The organism is Myxococcota bacterium (genome assembly GCA_041389495.1).
GTDB lineage: Bacteria > Myxococcota_A > UBA9160 > UBA9160 > UBA4427 > JAWKRT01.
The window spans coordinates 1062381-1074884 of sequence record JAWKRT010000002.1 but is presented as its reverse complement, the minus strand read 5'-3'; the positions used below and the strand labels follow the sequence as shown (position 1 = coordinate 1074884).

Sequence of the window (12504 nt, the reverse complement as noted above, 5' to 3'; positions counted from 1 at the left end):
CGCGCACGCGAGCCACCCGCGCTCGCACGCGCGGCCCGACGCATCCGCACGCGACGGCGCGACCGAGCGAGGAGCCCCGAGGAGTGCAGCGCACGTGAGCCCGCGGCCCGACGAGCGCGCGCCGCTCCCCTCGCCCGAAGCCGACGACGCCGACGCGCGCGAGCGCGCGCTCGCCGACGCGCTCCGCGAGGTGCTCGAGCGCGCGACGAGCCGCGCCGTCGACGACGCGACGCTCGCGCGCGCCCACGCGCTCGCGAGCGAGCTCGCGAGCCTGCTCGACGGGCCCGTGCGCGAGCGCTGGTACGACGTCGACGCCGAGGCGCCCGAGCGCGCGGGCGCGAAGCTCCACTACGAGCAGATGAGCCCCTTCCGAGGGCGCCTCAATCCGCTCGCACCCCCGATGCGCGTCGCGCTGTCGGAGGACGGCGCGCAGCTCGTCGGCCGCGTGCGCGTCGCGCGCCGCTACGAAGGCCCGCCGCACGGCGTGCACGGCGGCGTCGTCGCCGGGCTCTTCGACGATCTCCTCGGCGGCGCGCAGATGCTCGCGCCCCCGATCGGCGTCACCGCGAAGCTCGACGTCGTCTACCGCAACATCACGCCGGTCGAGACCGACCTCGTGCTGCGCGCCTGGATCGTCGACGACGGCGCGCGCCACGTGCGCGCGCGCGCCACGTGCCACGCGGGCGACACCCTCACCGCCGAGGCGAACGCGCTCTTCATCCGCGTCGACTTCCGCGAGGTCGAAGAGCGCGGCCGTGCTCGTTAGGCGGCCCGCGCGCGCTCGCGCGCGCGCACGCGCCGCGCGCGGCGCGCCCGCGGCGCCGCGCGCGCCAGCGGCATCGCGGCCGCCCTGGCGCTCGGCGCGGCCGGGCTCGCGCTCGGCGCGAACGCGACGGCCGCCGAGCCCGCGGCCGCCGCCGGCGCACGCGCGCCGGCGGGCGAGCCCGCGGCCGCGCGCGACGCTCGCGCGCCGACGGCTGCGTTCGCGACGCTCGGCGACCTGCCCGGCGGCGCGTTCGCGAGCGAGGCGACGGGCCTCTCGGCGGACGGCGACGTCGTCGTCGGCGCGTCCGTCGTCGACGACGAAGGACGCACCGCGGCGTTCCGCTTCGCGCGCGAGCGCGGGCTCGAGGCGCTCGGCGACCTCCGCGGCGGCGCGCTCCGCAGCCGCGCCGCGGCCGTGTCCGCGCGCGGCGACGTCGTCGTGGGAACCGGGCAGTCGGGCGCCGGCACCGAGGCCTTCCGCTGGACGCGCGAGGACGGCATGGACGGGCTCGGCGATCTCGCGTCCGGCCTGTTCGCGAACGGCGCGCGCGACGTGTCGGCCGACGGAAGCGTCGTGGTCGGCGCCGGTCAGACGCTGCGCGGCGCGCGCGCGTGGTCGCGACCGTGGCGCTGGACGCGCGACGGCGGCATGCAGGATCTCGGCGAGCTCCCGGGCGGGCTCCCCGGCGGCGAGGCGCGCGCGGTCTCGGCGGACGGCGCGATCGTCGTCGGCCAGAGCGCGTCGGCGCGCGGCCCCGAGGCCTTCCGCTTCACCGCGGAGAGCGGCATGGAGGGCCTCGGCGACCTGCCCGGCGGCGCGTTCGCGAGCGGCGCGCTCGCGATCTCGGCCGACGGGCGCACGATCGTCGGCGTCGCGACCGACGCGCGCGGAGAACGCGCCTTCGCATGGACGCGCGAGCGCGGCCTGCGCGCGCTCGCGCGCCTCGCGGGGGCGGAGGGCGACGCGTCGCGCGCACGCGCGGTGTCGGGCGACGGCCGCATCGCCGTCGGCGAGCGCGCCGCGCGCGCGAGCGCCGGCGCGGAAGAGAGCGACGCGGAGGAGAGCGGCGCGGACGAGAGCGGCGCGGAGGCACGCGCGAGCGCCGGCGTGGCGCGCTCCACCGCGGCGGTCGTCTGGCTCGACGTCGGCAGCGCGCGGGAGCGCGCCGTCGACGTCGCCGCGTGGCTCGAGCGCGAGCACGGGGTCGACCTCGGCGGGCTCCACCTGCTGCGCGCGACGGCGATCTCCGACGACGGCCGCGCGATCGCGGGCGATGCGGTCGCGCCCGACGGCCGCCGCGAGGCCTGGCTCGCCCGCATCGGACGCTAGTCGGGGCGGAGCGCGCTCAGGCCGGCGCGAACGCGAGGCCGCCGTCGATCTTGAGCACGGCTCCCGTCGTGAAGCTCGAGGCGTCGCTCGCGAAGTAGAGCGCGGCGCCGACGATCTCGTCGGCCTCGCCGCCGCGCCCGAGCGGGATGAGGCTGCCGAGGCCCGCGATCATCTCCGGCGTCCACGCGTTCGAGATGTCCGTCAGGAACGGCCCGGGCATGATGCAGTTGACGCGGACCTTCGGCGCGTAGGCGCGCGCGAGGGCGACCGTCAGGTTGTTGAGACCGGCCTTCGCGGCCGCGTAGGGAACCTCGCCGGCCGTCGGCATCACGGCCGCGCCGCTCGACACGTTCACGATCGAGCCGCCGCCGCCGGCCGCCATGCGCTCGCCGACGAGCGTCGAGAGCCGGAACGGCCCGCGCAGGTTCACGTTCATCACCTTGTCGTAGAGGTCCTCGGTGATCGCCGTGAGCGACGGATAGAGCGGCGACATGCCGGCGTTGTTGACGAGCACGTCGACGCGCCCGAAGCGCTCGTAGGCGCGCTCGACGAGCGCGTCGCAGTCGCTCCAGCGCCCGACGTGGCACGCGACGGCGAGCGCCTCGCGGCCCGTCTCGTCGCGCACGAGCTCGGCGAGCGCCTCGCACGCGTCGAGCTTGCGACTCGCGACGACGACGTCGGCGCCGCGCTCGGCGAAGGCGCGCACCATCGCGCGGCCGAGCCCGCGGCTCCCGCCGGTCACGAGCGCCACCTTCCCCGTCAGATCGAAGCGATCGCGCGCCATGGCCCGGCCTCCCCTCGCGTGGACGCCGCGTTCGCACACGCCGCGTTCGCGGACGCGCACGCTAGCACCGCGCCGGCCCGCGCTGCGCGCGGGTTGACGCCCGCGAGCGCGCCCGACATGCTGGCGCGCCGCGCGCCTAACGCCCGCGCCGCGACGGAGGGACACCCGTGACGAACGCGACGACTGCCGCAGCGAAGGCGCGCCGCGCCGTGCTCGTCGGGCTCGGCGCGATCGCGCTCGCGGTCCTCGTCGTGCTCGGCGCGCGGCTCTCCGACGGCCCGGTCGGCTTCCTGCCCGGCGGCGCGCTCCGCTCCGGCGAGTGGGTCGACGCGCCCGTCGCCGACTGGTCGTTCGCGAAGGACGTTGCGGAGGTCGAGCTCGCGCTCGAGGGCGAGCGCAGCTCGCGCACGACGTGGATCCTCGTCGACGGCGGACAGGCGTGGATCCCGTGCAGCCTCTCGTTCCCGCCGTTCAAGCGCTGGCACGAGCGCGCGGCGGCCGACGGCCGCGCCGTGCTGCGCATCGACGGCCGCCGCTATCCCGTGACGCTCGTGCGCGAGGACTTCCGCCCGACGCGGCGGCGCCTCGAGCTCGTCGCCCACGAGAAGTACGAGAACCTCCCGCCGACGGACGGAGGCGTCTGGCTCTTCCGCGTCGAGTCGCGCGCGCGCTGACGCTAGGCGCGGCGCAGCCGGTTGCGATCGGTGTGGTGGTACTCGCCGGGCATCTCGGCGAGCGCGAGCACCGTGTCCTCGCGGTACGCGAGCGCGCCGCCCTCGACCGCAACCTCGAGCTCGTAGCGCAGCACGCGCGCGCGCTCGTCGAGGTACGGGTTCGCCAGGATGCCGAAGGTCGTGCTGCCGCGTTCGGCGCGCATGCGGAACGCGCGCGCGTCGGCGGCGGCCGGCCCGCCGGCGAGCACGGTCGCGCCGCGCGGCACCATGAAGCAGCGCATGACGCTGCCCGCGGCCGCGTCCCACAGCCAGTAGCCGACCTCCATGTGGAACGGGTCCGCCTCTCCGAGCCGCGTCGCGACGGTGCGGTAGTCGAGCCCGAAGAGCAGCTGGCGGCCGTTGTCGACCGGCCCGAACGGCTCGAACGTCATGCGCTCGCGGAAGCGGCTCGTCGCGCTCGCGCCGCTGTCGTGGTCGTAGGCGACGTCCTCTCCCTCGTCGCCCTCCCAGGTGCCCGCGAGCGCGGCCAGCGGACCGAGCAGGCTCGGATCGATCATGCGTTCCCTCTCCTCGCGATGCGCGCGCGCGGCGCGCGGGGTGTGGATCGGCCCGGCGCCTCAGGCCGCGCGCGCGGGCAGCTCGACGCCGTGGCGGCGGAACGCGCGCAGCACGCGGTCGGTGACGTCGCTCGAGAAGTTCTTCTCGTGACGCGCATCGAACACGTACGCCTTCGCCGTCACGACGATCACCGCGCCGACCTCGTTCGCGAGCTGCATCGACAGCAGCACGGTCGCGGGCTTGCCGAGGTAGAGGTAGCGCGAGCTCAGCACTGCCTCGCGCACGATGCGGCGCGCGAGCTCGTGGTCGGCGGTCGGCGCCACGTAGAACGGGATCACCACCATGCAGTCGAGCGCGCCCGCGTTCGCGCTCGCGACGGGCTCGCTCAGGAAGCGGCTCGACGGGATCGAGACGAGGTTGTCGTCGAGCGTCACGAGCCGCACCGAGCGCAGGCCGATGTCGCGCACCTCGCCGTAGTAGCCGCCGAACGAGATGCGGTCGCCGACCTGGAACGGGCGGCTCACGAGGATCGAGACGCCCGCGACGGTCGCCTCGGCGACGTCCTTCAGCAGGAAGCCGCCCGCGACGGCGAGCGTCCCCGACAGCGCGAAGATCGCCTGCGCGGAGAGCTCGAACAGGCTCGACACGGCGACCACGCCCGCGACGCCGTACACGAGGAAGCCGACGAGCGTGACGGCCTGCTTGATGAGCAGGCGCTGGCGCACCGCGCGCTCCGCGAGCCGGTTCGCCGCGCGCTGGAGCAGACGCACACAGACGGCGGTGCCGACGACGACGAGCAGCGCGAAGGGCACCGCGGTCGGGTCGAAGAAGGCGAGCGCGCCCTCGCCCTCCGGCGACGCGGCGGCCGCGATCTGCTCGACGCCCGGGAGGGCCGGGACGCCGGGAATCCCGGTCTGCGCCGCCGGCGCGGCCGCGGCCTGCGGCGCTGCGGCCGCCGCCGGTGCGCTCGTCTCGTTCGCCATGCGTCCTCCTCGCGTCGCGCGCCGCGCGCGCGCCTCAGTCGTACAGCAGGTGCTTCGAGCGCAGCCCGCGCAGCACCTGCCGGTAGTAGGCGGCGGAGAGCGTCACGCGCTCCCACCGCTCGTCCTTCGCGGTGACGAAGCCCGCCTCGGCGAGGAACTGCACCGCGAAGCGCGCGAAGCCGGGCGTCGCGTTGATCGCGCGCGCGAGCTCGTCGGCCGACAGGTTCTCGTGCTGGCAGACCGCGGCGAGCGCGAACCACAGCTCGTCGTTGAGCGCCTCGAACGCCTTCGACTCGGGCTCGCGGAAGAGCCCCACGCGCAGCCTCCGCTCGGCGGCGGGCGAGAGCGACGCGAGCCACAGCTGCGTCGCGATGCGCGGGTTGCCGCCGCTCGACTCCCAGAGCAGGCGGAAGTAGCCGTCCGCACTCTCGACGAGCTCGAAGCCATCGCGCGCGCCGTGCGCGAGGGCGCGCTCGCGCACCGCGTCCTCCTCCGAGAGCAGCACCTCGTCGAACTCGAGCGCGAAGCCCGCCTTCTCGTTGCGCAGCCGCACGAGCTCCTGGATCTCGTCCGCCGTCCAGCGCGGCAGGTCGAGGATGCGGCGGAAGTAGTGCACGCGTCCGCGGCTCTCGTTGAGGAAGCGCCACGTGAAGCTGTTGAACACGGGCACCCAGAACACGCGCTCGCTCGTCGAGTTGACGAGCTCGACGAGCGCGTCGTACGCCTCGTAGCCGTCGACCATGCGGAGGAAGACGTTGTGCGCCTCGTCGAGCAGCACGATGCGCTCGGGCCCCGCGCACAGCGCCTCGGCGAGCTTCGCGACCGACTCCGGCGCGTGCGCGCCCTCGAAGGCCGGCGCGAGCTCGCGCAGGAGATCGCGCTCCGTCGTCGGCTTGCCGCGCAGCGTGTGCGCGACCACCTCCACGCCGTTCGCGCGGCGCGCGATCATCGCGGCGAGCGTCGTCTTCCCGAGCCCCTTCTCGCCCACGATCGCGAGCGAGCCGTCGACCTGCGTCTCCCTCCACCGCGCGATCTGGTCGAGCACCTCGCGCACGAGCTCCTCGCGCGGGACGAGCACCTGCTCCTCCTCGCCGAGGATCGGGTGCAGCGGGAAGGCGGCCAGGTACTCGTCGGGAATCGCGGCCGGCTTCGTCTCGCCGGCCTCCGCCTGCGCGTGCCGCGAGCGGCGCCGCAGCAGGCGCGCGCGCAGCGCCTGCGCGAGGTCGGTCTCGGTCGCGAACGCGGCGAGCGCGCGCCAGGCCGGCGTCGCGACGACGCGCACGAGCGCGACCGGCGAGAGCACGGCGCCGAGCGGCGACCCCGCCATGGACTCCGCGACGCGCAGCTCGAACGTCGTGCCGGCCGCCAGCGCGCCCCAGCGCTCGGCGAGCGGCGCCCGCCACCGGAACATCTCGAAGACCGCCCACGCCGCGACCCACGCGAGCACGGCCCCGTCGACGAGCCCGACGAGCCGCCCGCCACCGACGAGCATCCGCACCATGCGGTCGAGCAGCAGCGCGCCCGCCACGAACAGTCCGAGCGACGCGTACGTGCGCACGAGCCGCTCGCGATCGGCGGCGCGCAGCTCGACGAGCGCGGGGCGCCCGCGCGTCACGCGCTGCGTGAGCCCGAGCAGCACCTGCCGGCCGAGCACGTAGACGAGCACCGGCCAGCCGACGGCGCCGAGCAGCCGCGCGAGCCAGAGATCGCTGCCGAGGATCGCGATCGCGGCGGCGAGCGCGGCGATCGCGATCGCGACCGGGAGCACCTGCTGCACGAGCCCGGCGATGCGGACGAGCAGGCCGACGTGCGCGCGCAGCTCGGGAACGCGCGCGAGCGCCTTCACGAGCGCGACCGAGACGTGCGGCGCGCGACGCCGCGCGACGAGCGCGCCGCCCGCCACCGCGAGAAGGCCGGCGAGCCGCGCGAGCACGCCCTGGCCGCGCTCCGTCGCGACGAGCGATGCGGTGTCGGGGATGTCGGTGCGCAGCCGCTCGAGACCGGCGCGCGCGCGGTCGACGGCGATCGCGACCTCGGAGCGCACGTCGTCGACGAGCTCGCGCGAGAAGCCGTACGCCTGCGCGCGCGCCGCGTCGGAGACCTGGTCGGCGAGCAGCGCGACGACCTCGTTCTCGTGCGCGAGCCGCCACGCGTCCGCACCGCCCGCCTCGATCGCGAGCGCCGCGTCGACGTCCTGCTCGAGGGCGACGTCGGCGTCGAGGAACGCGCGCGCGTCGGCGACCGTGCCGACGCCGAAGGGGCGCGCGAGCGCCGTCGCGGTGCGCGCGGCGAGCGCGCGCAGCTCCTCGAGCGAGGGCGACGGAGGCGCGAGCGCCGCGGCCTTGCGCAGGCGCCGCTGGCGCGCGCGGTGATCGAGGAAGAGCGCGTCGAAGTCGTCGGCCGCGGCGGCCGCTCCGCCGTCCGCCGACGCGTCCGGAGAGGCGTCCTCCGGAGCGCCCGGCGCGCGCGCGGCGAGCGCGCTCCGCAGGAACCGCTCGCGCAGCGCGGCGCCCTCGGACTCGAGCTCGTTCGCGAGCGCGGCGAGCGTCGTCCCGATCGCCCGCGCGCGCGCGGCGCGCTGCTCGAAGGCGCGCGCCGACGCCGCGAGGTCGGCGCGCACCGCGCGCTCCTCGGGCACGAAGCCCACGAGCGACCCCGAGGCGGCCCGCTCCGCGAGCGCGGCGATGCGCGTCGCGAGCCCTTCGAGCGCGGTCGCGAGACGCGAGAGCTCGTCGGCGCGCGCGCGCAGCCCGGCCCGCGGCTCGGCGACGTGCGCGAGCACGCGCCGCCCCGCATCGGACATCCGCGCGAGCCGCGCGTCGAGGCGCGCGAGCCGCTCGGCCCGCGCGTGCGCGACGTCGCGCTCGAGCGCGAGCACCGCGCGGCGTTCCTGCAGCGCCGCGCGCTCCGCTTCGCGCGCCGCGCGCCGGTCGGCCTCGGCCGCGGCCTCGCGCTGCACGGCCTCCGCGCGCGCCGCCTCCTCGGCCGCGCGCCGCTCGGCCTCCGCGCGCGCCGCAGCCGCGCGGCGCTGCGCCTCCGCGTCTGCGTCCGCATCCGCGGGCGCATCCGCGGGCGCGGGCGCATCCGCAATCGCATCCGCAGGTGCATCCGCCGACGCATCCGCGTCGGCGCGCGCGGGCGCATCGGAGTCGCCGCGCGCGAGCACCGACGCATCGGTGCCCGTGTCGCTGCCGGCATCGCCGGACGCGCCGCGGGTCGCTTCGACGGGCGCGGCGCCGGCCGGGTCCGTGCGCCTCGCGCGATCGACGTCGTCGGAACCGGCCGGCGGGCCGGCCGCGGGTGGCGCCGCCGATTCGCTCGCGAGCTCGCGCAGCCGATCGTCGAGCGACGCGATGCTCGCGTCGAGTCGTCCGACCTCGCGGCGAAGCTCGTCGGCGCGCTCGCGCACGGCCTTCGGGTCGTCGAGGCGCACGGCGAACAGGCTCTCGATCCGCCCGCCGCCGCGTTCGGGGTCGCGCGCGAACGCGGCGAGCCCGTCGCGGGTGGCGAGCAGCGCGGGGTCGATCGCGGGCGGCCCGTCTTCGTCGCCCTGCGCGCGCGCGGCGCTCGGAGGGACGAGCCCGACGAGCAGCGCGAGCAGGGCGAACGCCGCGAGCGCGGCGCGCGCGCCGACGGGCGCGGCAACGGGGCGGCCCGCGCAGCGGCCGGTCGTGCGAGGTGCGTCGGGCGAGGTCGGGTTCACGGACATCTCGCGCGGAGTCGCCGCTGCGGCCGACCCCGGTTTCGTCGCCCTCGCCGCGCGCGGGCGAACGGGTCGGCGGCGTGCGCCCGAGCCTATCTCAGCTCGCTCCGCGGCGTCGGGGGATAGGCGACGTCGATCGCGCGCGCGAGCCGGGCCGCGCGCTGGGGTGCGAGCGCCGCGAGCCGCGCGGCGAGGCGCCGCGCCGCGGCGGGCTCGCCCGCGTCGAGCATGCGGCGCGCGAGCGCGTCGAGTGCGTCGGCGTCCGGCGTGCCGCCGAGCAGCTCGCCGACGTCGAAGCCGCGGTGCATCGCGACGAAGCGCTCCGGGTTCGCGTCGCCCGCCGCCCAGCCTCGCACCGACGCGAGGCGCACCTCGGGCAACACGTTGCGGTCCGTGACGAACGGCGCGCCGCCCGAAGCGCGCAGCGCCTCGTCGCGCGAGAGCGCGAGCCAGCGCAGGATGTCGAGCGGGTCGCGCACGTCGTGGCGCTCGAGCACGCGCGCGACGGCGGGGCGCGCGAGCCGCGCGCGCGGCGTGTCGCCGGCCAGCGCGAGCGGCCGATCCGAGCCGAAGACGAGCAGGTCGCCCGACTCGGAGACGATCAGCGCGAAGCCGTGATCGAAGACGTCGAAGAAGGTCGCGAGCAGCGACGCGAGCGTGTCGGCGTCCATCCCGAACAGGTTGATCCACTGCCCGAAGACGCCGCCCGGCCGGAGCCGGCTCTGCACGAGCTCGAAGAACTCGTGCGTGAACAGGCTCGACGCGCCGGACTTCCACGGGTGCGAGGGCTGCGACACGACGAGGTCGTAGCGCGAATCGTCGACGAGCAGCGCGTGGCGCGCGTCGTCGACGACGAGCTCGATGCGCGCGTCGAGGCGCACGCGCGCACCGGCCTCGCCGAGCGCCCCGAGCGCGTTCACGACCTCGGGCTCGAGCTCGACGACGCGGATGCGTTCGAGGTCCGTGCGCGCGAGGGCGCGCGCCGTGACGCCGCCGCCGAGGCCGATCGCGAACGCGTCGCGCGGCGCGGCGTGCAGCATCCACGGCACGATTCCGAGCAGCGTCTCGGTCGCGATCTCGTGGTCGGCGTCCTCGAGACACACGAACGACTCGTTGAGCCCGTCGTTCATCAGCTTCGCGTGGTGGCCGTCGAAGGTGACGACGCTGACGACGCCGCTGTGCCCCTCCTCGAGGAACAGGTACGTCGGCGTGCGGCCCGCGCGCGCGTCCTCGTCGTAGCGCACCGAGTCGATGAGGCGCGTCCAGTCGAGGTGCGGCGCCAGCACGACGGCGAGCGCGACGGCGCCCGCGGCCGCGAGCGCGCGCGGCGAGCGGAGCCGCGCCCGCGCGCCGGGGAGCGCGAGCGGCAGCGCGAGCGTGCCGAGCGCGATCGCCGAGAGCAGGCGGTCGCTGCCCAGGAACGGGATGGCGACGAACGCGGCGAAGAGCGAGCCGGCGATGCCGGCGACCGTGTTCACGGCGTAGGCGCGCCCGAGCCCCGCGCGCACCTCGTCGCGCGTGCGGCAGTAGAGCTGGAGGCTCAGCGGGAAGAGCGCGCCGTAGAGCAGCGTGGGCGGCAGCACGAGCGCGGCGGCGAGCGCGTAGCGGAGCGCGGGGCGGCCGACGCCCGCGTCGCCCTCCGCGAAGGCGGCGCGGAAGAGCGGCGGGAGCCACGCGAGCGCCGCGCGCGTCGCGACGAGCGCGAGCGCGAGCGCGACGAGACCGCGCGCGAGCGCGCGCACCGGCTCGCGCACGCGCGCGCTCGCCGCGCGCATCGCGTACGACCCGGCCGCGATGCCGACGAGCACGCCCGAGAGGATCGCCGCGAAGCCGTAGATCGTGGCGCCCGTGAGGATCGAGAGCACGTGCGTCCACGCGACCTCGTTCGCGACCGTGCCGAAGCCCGTGCCCGCGAGCACGACGAGCGCGGCCGCGCGGCGGCGTCGCGCGGCCGCGGCATGCGCGGCGTCCTCCGCGGCCGGCGGCGCGCCGGGCGCCGCGCCGTCGAGCGGCGCACGGGCGTCGAGTGCGCCGGCGACCTCCTCGCTCGCGACCGAAGCGCGCACACCGGCATCGCGCGCGGCGTCGTCGCGCAGCGCGAAGGCGCGGCGCGCGGCGAGCCCGAGCGCGACGATCGCGAAGTTGAGCCCCGCCGCGACGACGACGGCGCCGTCGAGGCCGAAGCGCGGCACGAGCACGAAGCCCGCGCCCCACGCGCCGAGCACGGCGCCCGCCGTGTTCGCCGCATAGACGAGCGCGAGCCCGGGCCCGACGGCCTCGTCGCTGCGCACCGCCCACGCGACCACGACGGGATAGGTCGCGCCCATGCACACGGTCGGCGGCGCGAGCAGCGCGAACGCGGCGGCGAACCGCAGCGCGCCCAGCTCGCTCGCGAGCGGGAACGCGGCGACGAGCGCGTCGAGGTGCAGCAGGACGGGGAGCAGCAGCAGCGCGAAGACGCCGATCGCGGCCTCGAGCGCGAGATAGAGGCGCAGCGGGTCGCGCGTGCGCGCGAGCCAGCGCGGCGCGAGCGCGGAGCCGACGGCGAGCCCGAGGAAGAACGCGCCGACGACCGTCGCGACCGACGCGCTCGCCGCGCCGAACGACAGGCCGAGCAGGCGCACCCACACGACCTGGTTGACGAGCGCCGCCGCGCCCGACGGCAGCACGAAGACGGCGGCGAGCGCGAGCGCCCGCTTCGCGGCGGCGCTCGCGCTCGCGACCGGCGCCGCGGCGGGAGGCGCGCCCACGCTAGGCGAGCTTGAGCACCTTCATCGCGTTCTCGCGCAGGAACTTCGGCCAGACGTGGTCCTTGAACGGCACGTGCGGCATGTCCGTCATGATGCGCTCGAGCGAGAGCCCCATCGGGAAGTAGCCGCCGTAGATGATGCGGTCGGCGCCGCGCGAGTTCGCGTACTTGACGATCTCTTCGGGGTAGTGCTTGGGCGCGAACGCGGACGTCGAGTAGTAGAGGTTCGGCCACTTGAGCATGAGCTTCATGGCGAGCTTCTCCCACGGCTCGCAGCCGTGGCGCGTCACGAAGACGAGCTCGGGGAAGTCGTACATGACCTGGTCGATCAGCTCGACCTTCTGGCACGCCATCGGGAAGCGCGGGCCGGGCACGCCGGCGCACACGAAGATCGGCACGCCGAGCTCCACGCACTTGGCGTAGATCGGGTAGAACTTCGCGTCGTTGATCGGCACCTGCGGCATGAAGCCCGCCGGGAACGCCGAGAACGAGCGCACGCCGAACTCCTCGTACTGGCGCACCATCTTGCGGACGCCTTCCATCCCGGTGTTCGGGTCGACGTTGCCCTGCGCGAGGAAGCGGTCGGGGTGGTCCTTGAGCGCGCGCTGCGACACCTCGCTCTCGACGCCGATCAGTCCCATCTCGATGCCGTAGCGGTCCATCTCGTGGAGCGTGATGTCGATCGGGTTGGACGCGCCGTACAGCTCCTTCGGCACGTTCTTGAACATGTACTCGACGGGGAAGTCGTACGAGTCGCGCGACTGCGCGTCCTTGAGCTGCTTGCGGATGAAGTCGTACTGCGAGAAGTCGGAGGTCGGGAACGAGATCATCGTGTCGATGATCCCGATGCCGCTGGGCATGGGCATGGAGCGTCTCCTTCGCGCCCCTTCCTACACCATCCGAGGCCGCGCGCGCGAGCCCGGGCCGCGCGCCCCGAGGCGCGCCCGCGCTTGACGCG

The 12504-nt window shown here is 76.2% G+C and carries 9 protein-coding genes; 3 read left to right on the top strand and 6 right to left on the bottom strand.

Features of this window, described 5'->3' with window-relative positions; genetic code table 11:
• The first annotated feature begins 94 nt into the window (after nucleotides 1-94).
• Entirely contained in the window at nucleotides 95-766 is a 672-nt protein-coding gene (locus tag R3E88_15450; GenBank protein ID MEZ4217880.1) for a PaaI family thioesterase, read from the top strand.
• Between the two features lie 414 nt (nucleotides 767-1180).
• Nucleotides 1181-2095 carry a PEP-CTERM sorting domain-containing protein gene (locus R3E88_15445; protein ID MEZ4217879.1) on the top strand — a complete coding sequence of 305 codons (915 nt, stop codon included), beginning with the start codon at nucleotides 1181-1183 and terminating at the stop codon, nucleotides 2093-2095.
• A gap of 16 nt (nucleotides 2096-2111) precedes the next feature.
• Here the strand turns inward: R3E88_15445 and R3E88_15440 are convergent, their stop codons facing one another.
• Nucleotides 2112-2879, bottom strand: a complete 768-nt coding sequence (locus tag R3E88_15440) for an SDR family oxidoreductase (protein ID MEZ4217878.1) — start codon at nucleotides 2877-2879, stop codon at nucleotides 2112-2114.
• Nucleotides 2880-3046: 167 nt separating this feature from the next.
• Between R3E88_15440 and R3E88_15435 the strand changes: the two genes are divergently transcribed.
• Nucleotides 3047-3553 carry a hypothetical protein gene (locus tag R3E88_15435; GenBank protein ID MEZ4217877.1) on the top strand — a complete coding sequence of 169 codons (507 nt, stop codon included), beginning with the start codon at nucleotides 3047-3049 and terminating at the stop codon, nucleotides 3551-3553.
• A 2-nt stretch (nucleotides 3554-3555) separates the two neighbouring features.
• On the opposite strand, the gene R3E88_15430 is transcribed toward R3E88_15435, so the two are convergent.
• The 5 genes from R3E88_15430 to R3E88_15410 form a co-directional block, all read right to left on the bottom strand.
• Nucleotides 3556-4110 carry a heme-binding beta-barrel domain-containing protein gene (locus R3E88_15430; GenBank protein MEZ4217876.1) on the bottom strand — a complete coding sequence of 185 codons (555 nt, stop codon included), beginning with the start codon at nucleotides 4108-4110 and terminating at the stop codon, nucleotides 3556-3558.
• 60 nt (nucleotides 4111-4170) lie between these two features.
• Nucleotides 4171-5094, bottom strand: a complete 924-nt coding sequence (locus tag R3E88_15425) for a mechanosensitive ion channel (protein MEZ4217875.1) — start codon at nucleotides 5092-5094, stop codon at nucleotides 4171-4173.
• Nucleotides 5095-5128: 34 nt separating this feature from the next.
• Nucleotides 5129-8797 carry an AAA family ATPase gene (locus tag R3E88_15420; protein ID MEZ4217874.1) on the bottom strand — a complete coding sequence of 1223 codons (3669 nt, stop codon included), beginning with the start codon at nucleotides 8795-8797 and terminating at the stop codon, nucleotides 5129-5131.
• A gap of 92 nt (nucleotides 8798-8889) precedes the next feature.
• Nucleotides 8890-11547, bottom strand: coding sequence for a fused MFS/spermidine synthase (locus tag R3E88_15415; GenBank protein MEZ4217873.1), 2658 nt, complete (start codon nucleotides 11545-11547; stop codon nucleotides 8890-8892).
• A gap of 1 nt (nucleotide 11548) precedes the next feature.
• Entirely contained in the window at nucleotides 11549-12412 is an 864-nt protein-coding gene (locus tag R3E88_15410; GenBank protein ID MEZ4217872.1) for an amidohydrolase family protein, read from the bottom strand.
• Nucleotides 12413-12504 lie beyond the last annotated feature (92 nt).